This window comes from Actinoplanes sp. NPDC048796, from assembly GCF_040650035.1.
Lineage (GTDB): Bacteria > Actinomycetota > Actinomycetes > Mycobacteriales > Micromonosporaceae > Actinoplanes.
Genome location: NZ_JBEZGO010000017.1, coordinates 47,959 through 64,741 on the forward strand (window position 1 = coordinate 47,959; position 16,783 = coordinate 64,741).

Annotated in this window: 13 protein-coding genes and 1 pseudogene; 8 read left to right on the forward strand and 6 right to left on the reverse strand. The window is 72.5% G+C overall.

Annotation, left to right across the window (positions count from 1 at the left end):
• Positions 1 to 168: 168 nt before the first annotated feature.
• Positions 169 to 306 (reverse strand): annotated as a pseudogene (locus AB0C26_RS39980) (NUDIX domain-containing protein); the annotation flags it as partial.
• An 86-nt stretch (positions 307 to 392) separates the two neighbouring features.
• Between AB0C26_RS39980 and AB0C26_RS39985 the strand changes: the two are divergent.
• Entirely contained in the window at positions 393 to 815 is a 423-nt protein-coding gene (locus tag AB0C26_RS39985) for a helix-turn-helix transcriptional regulator (protein WP_360258694.1), read from the forward strand.
• 5 nt (positions 816 to 820) lie between these two features.
• Positions 821 to 1,225 carry a VOC family protein gene (locus AB0C26_RS39990; protein ID WP_360258697.1) on the forward strand — a complete coding sequence of 135 codons (405 nt, stop codon included), beginning with the start codon at positions 821 to 823 and terminating at the stop codon, positions 1,223 to 1,225.
• Here AB0C26_RS39990 and AB0C26_RS39995 read toward each other — a convergent pair.
• The 3 genes from AB0C26_RS39995 to AB0C26_RS40005 form a co-directional block, all read right to left on the reverse strand.
• A complete protein-coding gene (locus tag AB0C26_RS39995) occupies positions 1,218 to 2,414 on the reverse strand; it encodes an esterase-like activity of phytase family protein (RefSeq protein WP_360258700.1) in 1,197 nt (398 codons plus the stop codon). The genes AB0C26_RS39990 and AB0C26_RS39995 overlap by 8 nt on opposite strands.
• 35 nt (positions 2,415 to 2,449) lie before the next feature.
• The gene (locus tag AB0C26_RS40000) at positions 2,450 to 2,743 is read right to left on the reverse strand and encodes a glycosyltransferase (protein WP_360258703.1); all 294 of its coding nucleotides are present in this window, start codon (positions 2,741 to 2,743) and stop codon (positions 2,450 to 2,452) included.
• A gap of 91 nt (positions 2,744 to 2,834) precedes the next feature.
• A complete protein-coding gene (locus AB0C26_RS40005) occupies positions 2,835 to 3,182 on the reverse strand; it encodes a hypothetical protein (RefSeq protein ID WP_360258706.1) in 348 nt (115 codons plus the stop codon).
• Between the two features lie 135 nt (positions 3,183 to 3,317).
• Here AB0C26_RS40005 and AB0C26_RS40010 point away from each other — a divergent pair, with 135 nt between their 5' ends.
• The 6 genes from AB0C26_RS40010 to AB0C26_RS40035 all read left to right on the forward strand — a co-directional run bounded on the left by AB0C26_RS40010 (position 3,318) and on the right by AB0C26_RS40035 (position 14,283).
• Positions 3,318 to 3,725: a PLD nuclease N-terminal domain-containing protein gene (locus AB0C26_RS40010; RefSeq protein ID WP_360258709.1), complete on the forward strand. Its 408-nt coding sequence runs from the start codon at positions 3,318 to 3,320 to the stop codon at positions 3,723 to 3,725.
• A gap of 71 nt (positions 3,726 to 3,796) precedes the next feature.
• Positions 3,797 to 7,132, forward strand: a complete 3,336-nt coding sequence (locus AB0C26_RS40015) for a DUF4132 domain-containing protein (RefSeq protein WP_360258712.1) — start codon at positions 3,797 to 3,799, stop codon at positions 7,130 to 7,132.
• Positions 7,129 to 8,244, forward strand: coding sequence for an AAA family ATPase (locus AB0C26_RS40020; RefSeq protein ID WP_360258715.1), 1,116 nt, complete (start codon positions 7,129 to 7,131; stop codon positions 8,242 to 8,244). Before AB0C26_RS40015 ends, AB0C26_RS40020 begins: the two co-directional genes overlap by 4 nt.
• 3 nt (positions 8,245 to 8,247) lie before the next feature.
• The gene (locus AB0C26_RS40025; protein ID WP_360258718.1) at positions 8,248 to 10,548 is read left to right on the forward strand and encodes a DUF5682 family protein; all 2,301 of its coding nucleotides are present in this window, start codon (positions 8,248 to 8,250) and stop codon (positions 10,546 to 10,548) included.
• Complete coding sequence (locus AB0C26_RS40030; protein ID WP_360258721.1) at positions 10,545 to 11,654, forward strand: VWA domain-containing protein; 1,110 nt, start codon at positions 10,545 to 10,547, stop codon at positions 11,652 to 11,654. Before AB0C26_RS40025 ends, AB0C26_RS40030 begins: the two co-directional genes overlap by 4 nt.
• Before the next feature lie 103 nt (positions 11,655 to 11,757).
• Positions 11,758 to 14,283 carry a hypothetical protein gene (locus AB0C26_RS40035; RefSeq protein WP_360258723.1) on the forward strand — a complete coding sequence of 842 codons (2,526 nt, stop codon included), beginning with the start codon at positions 11,758 to 11,760 and terminating at the stop codon, positions 14,281 to 14,283.
• Between the two features lie 392 nt (positions 14,284 to 14,675).
• Here AB0C26_RS40035 and AB0C26_RS40040 read toward each other — a convergent pair whose 3' ends face one another.
• Together AB0C26_RS40040 and AB0C26_RS40045 are read right to left on the reverse strand one after the other, a co-directional pair.
• Positions 14,676 to 16,067, reverse strand: coding sequence for a M20/M25/M40 family metallo-hydrolase (locus AB0C26_RS40040; RefSeq protein ID WP_360258726.1), 1,392 nt, complete (start codon positions 16,065 to 16,067; stop codon positions 14,676 to 14,678).
• A gap of 28 nt (positions 16,068 to 16,095) precedes the next feature.
• Positions 16,096 to 16,779, reverse strand: a complete 684-nt coding sequence (locus tag AB0C26_RS40045) for an FCD domain-containing protein (protein ID WP_360258729.1) — start codon at positions 16,777 to 16,779, stop codon at positions 16,096 to 16,098.
• Positions 16,780 to 16,783: the final 4 nt, after the last annotated feature.

Here is a 16,783-nt window from a genome sequence, read left to right on the forward strand (position 1 = left end):
CCTATCCCTGTTCGCCCTCGCGGGGTCTGCCCCGGTGTCTTCGCCCAGCGCGCGGCGGTGGCCACCAACTCCGGAAGCTCGGCCGGCGTCCGTAACGCCGTGACATCGGCGACCGGGATCCACCGAGCGTCGGCGACCTCCGGTCTCCTCCAGGACTTCGCGGACGGCGGCTTCGGCCGTGGTTTCGTTCGGGTCGACGTGGCCGCCGGGGTACAGCCACAGGCCGCTCTTGTTGTGGTGCACGAGCAGCACTCGATCGTCGCCGTCGAGAACGACGGCGGAGGCCGTGAAGTGGCGAATGGTCATGGATGGTGCCTCCAACGCTCACACTCCGGCTTGCGCGTCCTAGGAGGCTAGTACTTTTGGTGGACTCAGTGTGGGAGGGTGAAGGGGTGGAGCTGGAGGATCTGCGGCGGCTGCGGCGGGCCCGGGATGTGATGGATCGGGACTACGCGGAACCGCTTGATGTGCCGGCTCTGGCTCGGGTGGCTCTGATGTCGCCGGGGCACTTCTCGCGGAGCTTTCGCAGTGCGTTCGGCGAGACGCCGTACAGCTATCTCATGACCCGGCGGATCGAGCGGGCCAAAGCGCTGCTGCGCCGCGGGGACCTGTCGGTGACCGAGGTGTGCTTCGCGGTCGGCTGTACGTCGTTGGGGTCGTTCAGTTCGCGCTTCACCGAGCTGGTCGGGGAAAGCCCCAGCGCCTACCGCGCCCGCGACCACCAGGAACAGGGTATCCCGGCGTGCATCGCGAAGATCTACACCAGGCCGGTCAGGAACGGAGAAGCCCGGGCCGGGCGCGGCCGCCTAGCGTGACGGGCATGGACATCTGGGTTTCGACCTGCTTCGTCGCCGTGGACGACCATGACGCGGCGCTGACGTTCTACCGGGACGCGCTGGGGCTGCGAGTGCGCAGCGACGTCACGTACGAGGGAATGCGCTGGATCCGTCTGGGATCGCCGTCGCAGCCCGGCGTGAGCATCGTGCTCGAGCCGCTCGTCGCCGACCCCAACGCGTCGGGCGAGGACCGGCGGGCCATGGCCGAGCTGTTGGCCAAAGGGCTGCTCAAGGGGATCGTCCTGAGCACCGACGACATCGACGCGGCCTTCGAGCGGGTCCGGGCCGCGGGAGGCGACGTCCTCCAGGAGCCGATAGATCAGCCGTACGGAGTGCGGGACTGCGCCTTCCGCGACCCGGCCGGAAACCTGCTGCGGATCGCTACCTGAGTACGCGCTTGTCGACGTTCAGGGACTTCGGCAGGGCGATGGTGATCCACTCGTTGTTGTCGGCGACACCCGCCGTACGGCCGCTGGAGAACGGGAAGTTGTTGTCGTTCAGCACGGCGATGGTCTTGTCGTCGAGGATGACGACGTCCTCGATGGTCTGGAACGGGAAGGTGAACGTGGGGCCGAAACCGGCGAGCTGGCGCGGGTTCGCGACGTTCATCAGGTCGACCAGCAGGGTCTTGTCCATCACGCCGTCGCGGTTGCGGTCCCGCTTGTCGGCGATGAAGATCTTCTTGAAGAGGGCCGTGGCGCCCTGGCCGCCGTCGCGCTCGATGACCAGGAAGCGGTCCTTGTCGACGGCGATGGCGTCACCGATCGCGTTGTCCGGGTTGTCGAGCTGGTAGATGAAGCGCTTGCCGGTGTACTTGGCGGCGCGGCGGTCGAACTCGTTGAGGCGCAGCCGGCCCGCCACGTCACCGGTGACCGTGCCCTCGAGCAGCGGGTAGAGGTAGCGGCCGTCCGGGGAGGCGGCCATGCCCTCGAAGCCCTTGCTGCTGCGGGCGGTCGCGGTGACCCCGGTGCGGGCGGCGGTCTCGGGGGCGACGACGCCCTCGAGCGGGATCGGGGCGCGCAGCAGGCGGCCGGCCCGGTCGAAGTTCAGCATGAACGGGCCGAACTCGTCGCCGATCCAGTACGAGCCGTCGGCGCCCTTCACGATCGACTCGGGGTCGAAGTCGGCGCCGGTGAGGACACGGTCCGCACGGGTCAGCTTCCACGAGACGAACCCGCTGGGATCGGACAGGGTGACCCCGCCGAGCACGTCGACCTTGTTGGTCTTGAAGACCGGGGCCAGGCGCTGGACGCGGAGCAGGAAGTCGGCCGAGCTCGCCTGGGTGCCGTACCCGTTGTCGGACAGCACGTCGAAGGTGCCGTCGCCGTTGTCGGCGATGCCGGAGAAACCCTGGACGGGCTGGTCGGCGAAGGGCAGCGTGAAGCCGTTGGTGTTGCCGGAGGCCTGCGCGCCGGACGGCTCGCTACCGGGGACGAAGGTGGCGGCCGGCAGCGAGGCGAAACCGGTCAGGGTGGGCTTGGCGACGTGCTGGCCGCCGGCGTTGGCGGTGCCGGCGAGGGTGAAAGTCAGAGCAAGCGCGCCCGAGGCGGCGAGAACGTTAGCGACCGTCTTTCTCATGAGGCTGGACGCTAAGGAGCCGGGGTTAAGCGTGATCAACCTCTTGATGGCGTCTGCGCCAATGTCTCCACTCCCCCGCCGAAACCGGCCGCGACGACCGCGGCGACGACGGTGGCGGCGCGCAGCGCGTGATAGCCGCCGTGGCCGATGGTGGCGGCGACCAGATCACGGGCGACGGCGCGCGGCAGGGTCCGGCGCGCCGCGTGGTGATCGACCACCACGATGACCTCGGCCGGCCGCATCGCCTGGGCCAGGGCGGAGTCGACCGTACGCCGGAGCGAATCCCAGCGCCGTTCGGTATGGGTCGGGATGACGATGCTCGCGGTCATGAGGCCGAACGTAGAACGCGATCCGATGAATCCCATGAGAATTCGGCGCACGTTCCCTTTCGAACGTGCGCCGAATGTTTCGCGAGTGAAGTCAGCGCCAGAAAACCGCCACCGCGGCGTTGGCCAGGGTCAGCGTGATGATGCCGATGAAGTGCCCCTTGTTGACGGCCTCACGCTTACGCGGGATGAAGACCATGATGAAGATCAGGATCGCGATGACCAGCTTCACACCCAGCTTCACCGGGCTCGGCTCGTCGTCACCACCCCCACGCAGCGGCGCCGCCAGCCCGATCCCGCTGACCAGCTGGATGATCGACCCCCACAGGATCGCCGGGTTGATCCGGAACTTCCCCGACACGAATTGCGCGACCGCCCCACCGAGCAGCAGCGCGAACCCGACCAGGTGAATGAACAGCAGGATGAGCCGAAGTGCTTCCACGGGCTATGAGCTTGCCAAACCCCACCCCACCAGCCACACCCGGGGCGGATTTAATCCCTGGCGGAGGAGGACCGGGGGCCGTGGAGGGCGTGCACTGAGGGCCACATCTCCTCACCCCTGGCGAAGGGCGCCCCGATGTTCGACGACAACGGTTCCTTCCTCCTGGCGACATTCGAGTTCTTTCTGTTCATCGCCTGGTTCATGTGCCTGTTCTGGATCTTCGGCGACCTGTTCCGCAGCAAGGACCTGGGCGGATGGGCCAAGACTCTCTGGACCCTGTTCATCATCATCCTTCCGCTGGTCGGGACGCTGGTCTACCTCATCGCCCGAGGTGGCGGCATGGCCGAGCGGACCGCCGCCAGCCAGCAGGCTCTGCGGCAGCAGCAGGACGCGTACATCAGGTCGGTCGCCGGCTCCAACGGCGGGGCGCGCAGCGTGGCCGACGAGATCTCCTCGGCCAAGGGGCTGCTCGACTCGGGCGCGATCACGGCCGACGAGTACGACCGTTTGAAGGCGTCCGCCCTGGCCAAGAGCGCCGCCTGAGTTTTTGTCGGACCCCACCGCTAGCCTTCCCGGCACCAAGTTCGTGATGGGCCGGAACAAAAGGTTGGCGCATGCAGACTTCCGAGGACACCTTCGACTTCCCCGCCGGTTGGCTCAGGCACCGCTTCGCCCGCCGGGGCGGCTCCGGGCCGGCGACGTTCACGCCCGACAAGAAGGCGCGCGCGTTCGTCGACGCGGAGCTCGCCCGGCGGTCCGAGGTGGTGCTGCCGGTCCTCGAGGCTCCGGCGACGCCGGGTGATCTGCGGGCGAACGGGCTGGCCTGGCTCGACGGCAAGCCCGACGTGTCGCCGGCCGGTGCCGCCGCGGTGGCGCTGGCCGTCGTGCTCGGCAACTGGCAGGCCGGTGACAAGCTGACCGCGTTCGCCGACGTCTGGCTGGCCGAGCGGGGGCCGGTCTTCGCCGCCCTCGCGGCCGTCGAGTTCATGTCGCTCGAGACGATGCACAGTCCGGGACCGGCCCTGCCCGGCGTCGCCCAGCGTTACGGTGTGCGGCACATGCTCCCGGGAAATCAGCGGCACAGCTGGCGGGCCGACATTCCGATGCAGACCCTCTTGCGGGTACGGTCGGCGCTGGCCACGACGACCGACGAGGTGTACCAGGAAGCTGTCGCCGCCCTGGCCGGCCACCAGCACGGCCACCTTTACGCCCGGGCCGCCGCCGCCACGCTCGTGCCCACCGAGACCGCGTGGGTCGATCAGGCCATCGCCGGCACGGTCGCCACCCAGGACATGTATCTGGCGAATCTGCTGGCCGCCGCGGCCGGCGACGGGCGGCAGTTCGGCGAGCTGGCCCCGCTGGCCGGCGGCTGGACGCTCTGGGGCTCGATCGCGATGCTGGCCACCATCGCCGACGGGGTGGGCGCGGCCGTCGCGCCGACGTTGTTCGGGTGGTTCGACCAGGACGCCGGTGACGCCGAATCGATCCGCCGCATCTTGAGTGTGCTGGCCGTGTTGCCCGGCGACGACGTGATGCGCGGCCTGATCGAGCGGGCCGGCCGCAAGCACGTGACTCCCTACCTGCTCGAGGCGGCCGGGCGTTACCCGCGCCGCGGGCTGCGCCTGCTCGCCGAGTCGGGCCGGCACGACGACCTGCTCCGGGCCCACCTGCTCAACCACCCCGATCTGGTCGCGGAGGTGCGGCCGGAGCTGAGCGCGGCGGCCGCGGCCCGGGTCGAGGCGATCACGGCCGAGGCCGCGTCGCTGGTCACGGCGCCGATCGAGGCGGTGCCGCCGGTTCTGGCCGATCCGCCGTGGAACCACCGGGTCAAGGCGGCCAAGCCCGTAGTCATCGCCGGGCTCAACTGCGACGACACGCCCGCGACGGAGTGGCTGCCGGGCGAGCGCGACGCGTGGCGGGCCACCCCGATCCGCCACTACGACAAGCCGGCGGAGGGCTGGGAGGAGCTCGCCCACCGGATGGCCTCGGGTACGGCCCAGTGGAACGATCCGGTCCGGCTTCTCACCGACGGTCCCGACGAGGTAGCCCGCCGGGTGCTGCACCGTTGGCGGCCCACGTACGCGTACGACGCCGGCTCGTGGCTGCGGGTGGCCGCCGACCGGTTCGAGGCCGCCCTGCTGCCGGTGATCGTCTCGCTGGCCCGGCAGTCCCCCGGTGAGTACGCGCCGCTGCTGGCGCCCTTCACCTCGCCCGAGGTCGCCGTGCTGATGGCGGGCTGGCTGGCCCGGCTCAAGGCCACCCGGCAGCAGGCGGTGCAGTGGCTCCTGCGTCATCCTTCCGCCGCCGCGCGCGCCCTCGTGCCGGCCGCCCTGCAGAAACCCGGGCCGGCCCGGCGCGAGGCCGAGCAGGCTCTGCTCGCGCTGCACCTCAACGGTCACGGCGACGCTGTGCGGGCGGCCGCGGGGTCGTACGGGACGGAGGCCGCCGCCGCGATCGGCACGCTCCTCGCCACCGACCCGCTGAGCGTGCTGCCGGCCAAGATGCCGCCGGTGCCGTCGTGGGCCGTGCCGGGCCTGCTGCCGCCGGTGCGGCTGCGTGACGGCTCGGGCGCGCTGCCGCCCGGCGCCGTGACGAACCTGGTGAGCATCCTCGCCATCTCGCGGCTCGACGACCCGTACGCCGGCCTGGCCCCGGTCCTCGAGGCCTGCGAGCCGTCGAGCCTGGCCGAGTTCGGGTGGGGGCTGTTCCAGCGCTGGCAGGCGGCCGGCGCCAACGCGAAGGAGAACTGGGCGCTGTCGGCGCTCGGGCTGATCGGCGACGACGAGACGGTCCGGCGGCTGAGCCCGCTGATCCTGGCCTGGCCGGGCGACGGCGGGCACGCCAAGGCGGTCACCGGGGTGAACATCCTGGCCGCGATCGGCAGCGACGTGGCACTCATGCGGCTGCACGGCATCGCCCAGCGGGCCAAGTTCAAAGGGCTGAAGAACACCGCGAACGAGAAGATGGCCGAGGTCGCGGCCGTGCTGGGGCTGAGCGCCGAGCAGCTCGCCGACCGGCTGGTGCCCGACTTCGGGCTCGACGCGGCGGGCAGCCTGCGGCTCGACTACGGCGGCCGGGAGTTCACGGTCGGCTTCGACGAGCAGTTGCGGCCGTACGTGGCCGACGCGGCCGGCAAGCGGCTCAAGGCGCTGCCCAAGCCGGGGGTGCGCGACGACGCGGAGCTGGCGCCACAGGCGTACAAGCAATTCTCCGCTTTGAAAAAGGACGTGCGGACCGTCGCCACCGACCAGGTCCGGCGCCTGGAGCAGGCGATGGTTTCCGGCCGCCGGTGGAGCGCCGGGGAGTTCCAGCAGCTGTTCGTCGGCCATCCGCTGCTGTGGCACATCGTGCGGCGGCTCGTGTGGGCGGTGTGGCATTCCGACGGCACGCCGGCCGGCGCGATCCGGGTGGCCGAGGACCGGACGTTCTCCACCGTGGCGGATGAGGAGACGACCCTGCCCGAGGACGCCACCGTGGGCGTGGCCCACCCGTTGCATCTCGGCGGCGACCTGGCGGCATGGTCGGAGCTCTTCGCCGACTACGAGATCCTGCAGCCGTTCCCGCAGCTGAGCCGCTCGACGTTCGCGCTCAGCAGCGAGGAGGCCAAGACCAGCCGGCTCACCCGCTTCGAGCAGGTCACCGTGCCCACCACCAAGCTGCTCGGGCTCGAACGGCGCGGCTGGCGGCGGGAGACGCCGCAGGACGCGGGCATGCAGAGCCGCTTCGAGCTGGCCGTCGCGGCCGGCGTCGAGGTGGCCGTCGAGATCGAGCCCGGCATCGCGGTCGGGTACGTGGGCGAGTTCGGCGATCAGAAGATCACGATGGTGATGCTGCACAACGGCACCGGCAGTCGCTGGCACAGCGACCCGCGCGGCCAGCTGGCCCTGGGCGAACTCGACCCGGTGGTCGCGTCCGAGATCATCCGCGACCTCACGGAGGTGACCGCGTGAGCCTCACCGAGATCGAGGTGACCGACCCCGCCGACAGCGTGCAGCGGCCGCCGGCCGAGGTGCGCTTCGCCGCCGAGCTGGCCCGGCTGCGCGCGGCCGACAGCGCGGCCCGGCCGCCGGGCTGGGTGCTGAGCGTGCAGGCGGCCCGCCGGTTCGTCGTGGGCGACCCGGCGCTGAAGGTGAGCCGCAAGTTCGTCGGCGACCCGTCGCTGATCGACCGGGCGCTGATCACGCTGGCCACCAGCCGCGGGCTGATGCTGGTGGGCGAGCCGGGCACGGCCAAGTCGCTGCTGTCCGAGCTGATCGCGGCGGCGGTCAGCGGCGACTCGACGCTGACCATCCAGGGTGGCGCGGCCACGACGGAAGACCAGATCCGCTACTCGTGGAACTACGCGCTGCTGGTCGCCGAGGGGCCGTCCACCCGCTCGCTGGTGCCGGCGCCGCTGCTGCGCGGCATGGCCGAGGGGCGTACGGTCCGGTTCGAGGAGATCACCCGCTGCCCGCTGGAGGTGCAGGACTGCCTGCTCTCGCCGCTGTCGGACCGGGTGCTGGCCATTCCCGAGCTGACCGGGCCGGAATCGATGGTGTTCGCCCGCGACGGCTTCAACATCATCGCGACCGCCAACACCCGCGACCGGGGCGTCAACGACATGAGCTCGGCCCTGAAGCGGCGCTTCAACTTCGAGACGGTCTTCCCGATCGCCGACTTCGCGACCGAGCTGACCCTGGTGGCCGACGAGGCGGCCCGGCTGCTGGCCCGCTCCGGAGTGACGGCGGAGCCCCGCCGGGACGTGCTCGAGGTGCTGGTGACGACGTTCCGCGAGCTGCGTACGGGCGAGACGGCCCGGGGTGACTCGATGGACCGGCTGTCGGCGGTGATGAGCACGGCCGAGGCGGTGTCGGTGGCGCACGCGGTCGGGTTGCGGGGCTGGTTCCTGCGCGGCGAGCCCGGCAACGCCGAGGACATCGTCGCCTGCCTGGCCGGCACGGCGGCCAAGGACAACGCGGAAGATCTCGCCAAGCTGCGCCGCTACCTGGCCCAGCAGATCACCTGGCGGGACGGCAACCAGTGGCAGGCGCTGCACCAGGCCCGCCACCTGCTGCCGGGCTGAGCCATGCCGGTCACGTTCATCGGGGTCCGCCACCACAGCCCCGCCTGCGCGCGGCTGGTGGCCGACACGATCGGCCGCCTGCGACCGGCGTACGTGCTCATCGAGGGCCCGGCCGACGTCAACGGCCGGATCGGCGAGCTGCTGCTCGGTCACCAGCTGCCGGTCGCGGTGTTCAGCAGCTACCGGGACGACACCCGGCGGCACGCCTCGTGGGCGCCGTTCTGCGAGTACTCACCGGAGTGGGCCGCGCTGACCCACGGGCGCGCGGCCGGCGCGGCGCTGCGCTTCATCGACCTGCCGGCGTGGCATCCGGCGTTCGAGGGCCGCAGCAACCGCTACGCGGACGCGGAGCTCCGCTACGCCGACGTGATGGAGCGCCTGTGCCGCGCCTTCGAGGTCGACAACGTGGACGCGCTGTGGGACCACCTGTTCGAGATCGCGCCCACCGAGGGCCTGGCCGAGAGGCTGGAGACCTACTTCGATCTGGTACGGGGTGAGTCCGCGGCCGGCGACTCCGACACCGCCCGCGAGTCCTACATGGCCTCCTGGGTGGCAGCCGCCGCGGCCGCCGCCGGCGACCGGCACGTAGTGGTCGTCACCGGCGGCTTCCACCGGCCGGCGCTGGTCCGAGCGCTCGCCGCTTCCGAGGCGGCCCGGCCCCGTTCCGGCGCCTCTTGGCCGCACATTCCCGAAATGCCGGACGGGGCGGTCGGCGGGAGCTTTCTCGTGCCGTACTCGTTTCGGCGGTTGGACTCGTTCGACGGGTATCAGTCGGGGATGCCGTCGCCCGGGTACTACCAGGAACTGTGGGAGTCGGGTCCGGACGGGGCCGCCCGGCATCTCGTCGAGGCGGTGGCGGAGCGGCTTCGCCGGAAGCGGCAGCCCGTGTCCACGGCGGATCTCATCGCGGCCCGGGCCACGGCGGAAGGGCTGGCCACCGTGCGCGGGCATCATCGGCCCGGGCGTACCGACGTGCTCGACGGGCTCGCGTCGGCGCTGGTCAAAGAGGCGCTCGACGTGCCGCTGCCGTGGGCGCGGCGGGGCACGCTGGAAGCCGGCAGCCATCCGGTCGTGGTCGAGATGGTGGCCGCGCTCAGTGGTACCCGCGTCGGCCGGCTGCACCCGGAGACGCCGGCGCCGCCGCTCGTGCACGACCTCGACGCGGAGCTGGAACGCGCCGGGCTCGACGGGGCGGCCGAGGTGGAGCTCGACCTCACGCTCGCGACCGGCCGGGAACGCAGCCGCCTGCTGCACCGGGTGCGCCTGCTCGGTGTGCCCGGGTTCGAGCGGGACAGCGGCCCCACCACGGGCCTCGACCCGGTTCTGCGGGAACGCTGGACGCTGCGCCCCGGACCCGGACGGCTGACCGCGGTGATCGAGGCCGGGGCGTACGGGGCGACGCTCGCCGACGCCTGCGCGGCCGTGCTCGCCGAGCGTGCCGCCCAGGCCGGGCGGGACGTCGACGCGCTCGCCCTCGTCCTGTTCGACGCCGCGTTGTCCGGCACGGCCGACGTCTCCGCGCGCACCCTCGCCGACATCGAGGCGGCCGTCGGCGCCGCGCCCGACCTGGGACCGCTCGGGCGGATGCTGGCCGTGGTGCTGACCATGTGGCGGCACGACGGGCTGTTCGGGACCGCCCGCGGCGCCACCCTGGGCACCGTCATCGCCGCCGCCGTCCGCCGGGTGCTGTGGCTGGCCGAGGGCGTCCGCGGCGGTGACGCCCCGGCCGATCCGGGACGCATCGGCGCGCTGGCCGCCTGCCGCGACGGGCTGCGGCACGCCGGCCGGGCGCTCGGACTCGACCGGGACGCCGCGATCGAGGTCGCCGCCCGCGTCTGCACCGACCGGGAGGCCCCACCCGACCTGCGCGGCGCCGCGTTCGGTCTCCGCTGGGCCCTGCACGACGACCCGTACACCGTCGAGCCCCTGCGCGGAGTCCGCGGAGCCTTCGTGCCCCGGTCGGCCGGCGACTGGCTGGCCGGGCTGTTCGCGGTCGCCCGGGAGGAGGTTCTGCACTCCCCCGACGTGATCGGCCTGCTCGACGAGTTGCTGTCCGGCATGTCCCCGGACGACTTCCTCGTCTCGCTGCCGGCCCTGCGCCAGGCCTTCGAGTACTTCCCGCCCCGCGAACGCGAGACCATCGCCGGCCAGATCCTCGCCCGGCGGGGCCTGGCCGGCTCGGGGCGCGCGCTCCTTCGTACGGCCGGGCCCGGCCCTTCCGTCGTAGCGGCCGGAATGGTGCTGGACAGCCGCGTCGACACCGTCCTGCGGCGTGAAGCCCTGATCATCGGAGACGTGCCGTGACCGATTCTGATCTCGAGCGCTGGCGGCTCGTGCTGGGCGACCCGGCGGCCGCCCTGGGTGATCTCGGACCCGACGCGGTCCGGCGGGACGCCGCGCTGCGATGGCTCTACGGGCGGGACGACGAGCACGCCAAGCGGGACGTGCGCACCGGCGGGGACGGCGCGCCGGCGCTGACCACCGTGGACTGGCTCGGCGACATCACGCGGCTGTTCCCCCAGGAGACGGTCGAGCGGCTGCAGCGGGACGCGGTGGAGCTCTACGAGATCACCGACGTGGTCACCGACCCCGAGGTGCTGCGGACGATCGAGCCGAACCCGGGGCTGCTCCGGGCCGTACTGCAAACCAAGCATCTGATGAACCCCGAGGTGCTGCGGCTGGCACGGCGGATCGTCGAAGCCGTCGTCCGCGACCTCATGGCGACGATGGCGACGGAGGTGCGGACGGCGTTCACCGGCACGCGGGCCCGCAAGCCGAGCCGCTGGAAGCAGGCCCGCGACTTCGACGTCACCCGGACGCTGCGCGCCAACCTGGGCCACTACCGGCCCGACGAGCGGCGGCTTTACATGGAAACACCACACTTCTTTTCCCGTACGCGCAAGCAGGTCGACCAGTGGCAGGTGATCCTGCTCGTCGACCAGTCGGGCTCGATGACCGATTCCGTCATCCACTCGGCGGTGACGGCTGCGTGCCTGTGGGGCCTGCCCGGCGTGCGGACACACCTGGTCGCCTTCGACACCGAGGTGGTCGACCTGACCAGCGACGTGGACGACCCGGTCGAACTGCTCATGAAGGTCCAGCTCGGCGGCGGCACCAACATCGCCAAGGCGGTCCTGTACGGCGCGAGCCTCATCGAACAGCCGCGGCGGGCCATCGTGGCGCTGATCAGCGACTTCTACGAGGGCGGCTCCGAGCAGACGCTGGTCCGCGCGGTCCGCGACCTGGTCGAGCAGGGCACGAAGGTGCTCGGCCTGGCCGCGCTGGACAGCCAGGCCAACCCGGCGTACGACCGGTCGACCGCCCAGAGGCTGGCCAACGTCGGCGCCCCGATCGGCGCGATGACCCCCGGCCAACTGGCCCAGTTCATCGCCGAGCAGGTGACCCGATGAGCACACGACTCTTCGCCGCGACAAGCGCACAGCTCGATCCGGAAACGAACGCGCGGCTCGGTGCTGGGACGAGCATGCGGCCTGCTGTCGAGGGAAGGGTGTCATGAGGGCCGATCTGGGGGCGCTCACGGCGGCGACGCTGGCCGAGCTGACCAATCGGGGCCTGGTCAAGCGGGCCGCGCGCGAGCTGGAACGCGACACTCCCAAGCTCTCCGAGGACGCCGACGGCACGGTACACGCGGTTTTCCCGGACGGGACCGTCACTGATCTGCCGCCCGGTGGCCTCGAAGCGGGCACCTGTAGTTGTGGCGCCACCGGCATCTGCCGGCACGTGATCGGGCTCGTCCTGGCCTATACGCCTTGGTCGGAAGGGCCGCCGGCCGATGGCTCCGGAGCCGCTCCGGGTGAGGCGCCGGCGACTACGGCACCGGGCGGCGACGCGCTAATGACCGGAACCGACAGCAACGCCGACGCGGCCGGAACCGACAGCGGCCCCAACGCGAACCCGAACGGCAGCAAAGCCGACACGGGTGGGGACAGCGGTAAAGGCCGCGCGGTCGGGCACGGCGGCAAGGGCAGCGCGGTCGGGGACGGCGACAGAGCCGGCGCGGCCGGAGACAGCGGCACGGGCAACGCGGTCGGAGACAGCGACAAAGCCGGCGCGGTCGGACACGGCGACAAAGCCGGCGCGGCCGGAGACGGCGACAAAGCCGGCGCGGCCGGAGACGGCGACAAAGCCGGCGCGGCCGGAGACAGCGGCATGGGCAACGCGGGCCGGGACGGCGGTGTGGGCAACTCGGGCGGGGGCGACCGTGACGGCGCCTCGGCGGGTCATTCGAGTGGAGAGGCGCTGGATCCGGCCGCCGGGAGCGGCGGTCTTGGTTCTTGGGCGGTGGCGGGTGGTGCGGCGACTGCGACGGCTCGGGGCGGCGTCGCTGGCGGCCGGCCGGGCCGCATGGGTGCTGGCAGTGGGGAGGCAGGGGCGGGTGGGTGGTCGCCTGGGGCGTTCACGGATGAGCAGCTGACGGCTCGGGTCGGGGCCCGGATGATGGCGGCGGCCCGGCGGGTCCTGCGGGCGGGGTATGTGGCTCGGGTTCATCGGGGGCGGGTGTCGGACCCGGTTCCCACTGTGGAGCTTCCCACGGCGACGGTGCGGTTTCTCGTACCGCATGATCTGGGGTTTGCTCGCAGCGATGCCGTGGCCGGGAGCCGGGATGACGTGCTGGCGCTGGCGGTGTGGGCGTTTCGGGCCGCCGACGAGCAGGGTGCCGGTGAGGCTGACGTTCAGGTGCAGGTGGGCGGGGCGCCGGCCGGTCAGACGGGCGTGGAAGGGCTTGATCGGGCGGTCGCGCTGGCCGGGACGGTGGTGCGGGAAGGGGCCGTTCATCTCGGGGCCGGGATGGGCGGGGAGATCGCGGCGGTACGGGCGGGGCTGGAAGCGGCTCGGATGCGGTGGCCTCTGGGGGCCGTCGACGACCTTGCGGAGCAGTTGACGGCGTACCGGGAACGCAGTGCTCGTTATCGGCCCGAGGCGTTGGCCGATCATGTGGCTGAGCTGGTGGCCCGGTATCGCAGTGTGACGCGGGGTGGGGCTTCGCTGGCGTCGCGGGTGCTGGGGACCGATGAGGCGTCGGAGACGCCGCTGCGGCGGGCGCGGCTGGACGGGCTCGGGGCGCGGGTGTCGGCGGTGGGGGACGAACGTACGGTCGACGTGTTTCTGGCCCATGCGGACAGTTCGGCGGTGCTCGTGCTGCGGCGGCGGTACGTGACCGACGAGAGTGGGCCGGAACTGGGGCGGCGGCGGGTGGCCGGGGTGACGCTGGGGGCGCTGGCCGGCGGGGCGGTGATCACCGAGTCGGCGGCGCGGAGTGCGAGCCGGGCGGTGCGGCTGGGGACGCGGCGGCTGAGCCGGACGGAAGCGATGACCACCCGGGACACGTGGCAGCATCTGCCGGGGAGTCTGCTCGTCCCGGATCTGGCCGGGCTGGCCGTGGAACTCGACGCCCTGCCGCCGCGGCCGATCCGGGCTCGGGTGGAGGCCGAACTGGTGCGGGTCGTGCCGATCGCGGAGGTGCGGTCGGTGACGTACGCGCCGGGGGCGCAACGCGTCGACGCCGAGATCGCGGACGGGAACGGGGTGACCGCCCGGGTGAGCGCGGTGCACGCGGCGTGCGCGCCGGGGCGGCTCGACGCGGTGGTGGCGGCGCTGGAGGGCGGCGCGCGGTTCGTGGCGGGCAGCGTTCGGCGCAGCGGGGGCACCGTCGTGATCGACCCGATCGGGTTCGCCTCCGGTGACGGGGTTGTCGTGCCGGATCTGGCGGAGGGCGGTGGGGTCGGCGATCCCCGGGACCGGCTGGGCGAGGTGACGGATCCGCTCGGGCGGGCCGTGGTGGACGCGCTGGAACTGCTGGCCGAGGTGGCGCACCGCGGGCTGCTGCATCTACCGTCGTCCATGGGCGGGCGGCTGCGCGGCGCCGCCGAACGCCTGGAGACGGTGGGACTGCGCCAGGCGGGTGCGGCGGTCTCCGCGCTCGTCGCCCGGTTGGGGCCGGATCCGGGCGACGAGGCCTTCGAGGTGTGGGCCGACGCCTATCTGCGGGTGGGCCTATGCGCTGAACTGCTGCCGTAAACGCCGGCCCGGGCTGGGCCGCCGAGACGCGCCGGGCCGGCGGGAGCGCGATGCCCAGACGCCGGCAAAGCCGCCGACACACGCCAGGCGGCCAGGAGCGCGATGCCCAGGCGCCGGCAAAGCGGCCGAAACACGGCGGGCGGGAGCGCGATGCCCAGACGCCGGCAAAGCGGCCGAAACACGGCGGGCGGGAGCGCGATGCCCAGACGCCAGTGAAGCCGCCGGGACGCGCCAGGTGGGCGGGAGGCGATACCCGCGCGCCGGTAAAGCAGGCCGACCCGGCGCGCTGGTGAAGCGGGCCGGGCCGGCGCGCCGGCGAAACGGGCCGCACCAGCGCGCTGGTGAAACGGGCCGCGCCAGCGCGCTGGTGAAGGGCGTCGGGGCGCGGTGGGTCAGCGGGCGGGGTGGGCCAGGGCGGCGGGTGGGAGTTTGGCCAGGCGGGGCCAGAAGGAAGCCAGTGTGGCGGCGCCGGCTAGGAGGACGTCGATGGCGGTTCGTTCGTCGCTGTCGTGCCAGCGGTCCTCGGGGAGGCCGGTGCCGAAGTAGACGACCGGGGCCTCCAGCATGCGGGCCAGCACCTCGGCGGGGCCGCCGCCGGCGTTGCCCATGCGGCCGGCGGGGGTGCCGAAGCCGTCCTCCATCGCGGCGGCCAGGGCGGCCACCGCGGGGTGGTCGGGTGGGGTCGCGTACGGCTTCTGGCCGGTCTCGGCGGAGACCGTGATCTCGTAGTCGACCCGGTCGCTCAGTGTCTCGGCGGCCCAGCGGTACAACTGGTCGGCGACCGCCTCGGGGGTCTGGTCGGGGACGATGCGGATGCTCAGGGTGGCCTCGGCCTGGGACGGGACGGCGCCGCGGGACGGGCCAATCGGGTCGCCGCCGATCAGGCTGATCACCTCGGCCTGAGGGCGCAGCCACAGGCGTTCGAGGACCGTCCAGCCGTGTTCGCCGCCGATGCTGCGGGTGGCCGAGCGCTCCAGCCAGTCCTCGTCGGAGTACGGCAACGCCGCCAGTTCGGCCCGGCGGCGAGCGGTCGGCTCGGCCACGTCGTCGTAGAAGCCGGGCAGGGTGATCACGCCCTTCTCGTCGTGCAGGGAACCGATCAGGCGGCTGAGCTCGATCAGCGGGTTCGGCGCGGGGCCGGACACCGCGCCGCTGTGCATGTCGCGCAGCGGGCCGCGTACCTCCAACTGGGCCAGAATCATGCCCCGCATGCTCGTGCACACCGCGGGATGGTCGCGATGCCAGAGCAGCGTGTCCGAGAAGACGACCAGGTCGGCGGCGAGCCGTTCCCGGTTGCTCTCCAGCAGGCCGGAGAAGCCGGCCGAGCCCGTCTCCTCCTCGCCCTCGACCAGCAGCTTGATGTTCACGGCGGGCGCGCCGGCCTCGTCCACGTGGGCGCGCAGGCCCCAGACGTGCGCCATCACCTGGCCCTTGGCGTCGGAGCTGCCCCGGCCGTAGACGTAGCCGTCCCGCTCGATCGGCTCGAACGGCGCCGTCTCCTTCCACTCCTCGTCCTTGGCCGCCCGCACGTCGTGATGGCTGTAGACCAGCACCGTCGGGGCGCCCGGGGCCGCGCACCACTCCGCGTACACGGCCGGCGAACCGTCGGCGTCCCACACCTCCACCGTGGGGAAGCCGGTCCGGCGCAGCGTTCCGGCCAGCCAGTTGGCCGAGCGCAGCACGTCGATCTCGTGCTCCGGCACACCGGCCACGGACGGCACCCGCAGCCATTCGGTGAGCTCACGGATCAGATCCGCGCGGTGCGCGGTCAGGTAGTCGGGCATGGCCGCCGACTACCCACGGATCTTCGGTTCAGTCCCGCCGTAACAGGGCCAGCGTGTTCCTCAGCTCCCGGCGCAGGGTCCGCTCGGCCGCCTCCGGGTCCTGGGCGCCGACCGCCGCGACCAGGGCGGCGTGACTGTCCTCGCCCGGGTTGGGCAGCTGCGCGCGCAGGTCCAGCAGCCGGACGAGGTCGATCAGGCCGTCCCGCAGGACCGGCAGGAACTCGGTGAACAGGTTGAGCAGGATCGGGTTGTGGGCGGCGGCGACGATGGCGGCGTGCAGCGCGATGTCGGCGTCGACGAACGCGGCGTCGTCCTCGCCGGCGGCCTCGACCCGGCGCCGCATGGCGGCGTCGATGGCGGTCAGGTCGTCGTCGGTCCGGCGGGCCGCGGCCAGGCGGGCCGCCTCCACCTCCAGGGCCACGCGGACCTCGTACACCTCGGAAAGCTCGGCCCGTCGCAGCTGGACCGCCCAGTTGACCTTCGGCTCGGCGGCGACCACGAAGACGCCGGCGCCCTGACGGGACTCGACGAGGCCGGCGCCGGCCAAGATGCGCATGGCCTCGCGCAGGGTGGGGCGGCTGACGCCGAGCAAAGGCGCCAGTTTGTGCTCGCCGGGCAGCTTGGTGCCGACGCCCCACTCGCCGGAGCTGATCCGGGCGCGTACCCGCTCGGCGACCTGGGCGACGAGCGGTGACGGGCTGACCGGATCCATCGCA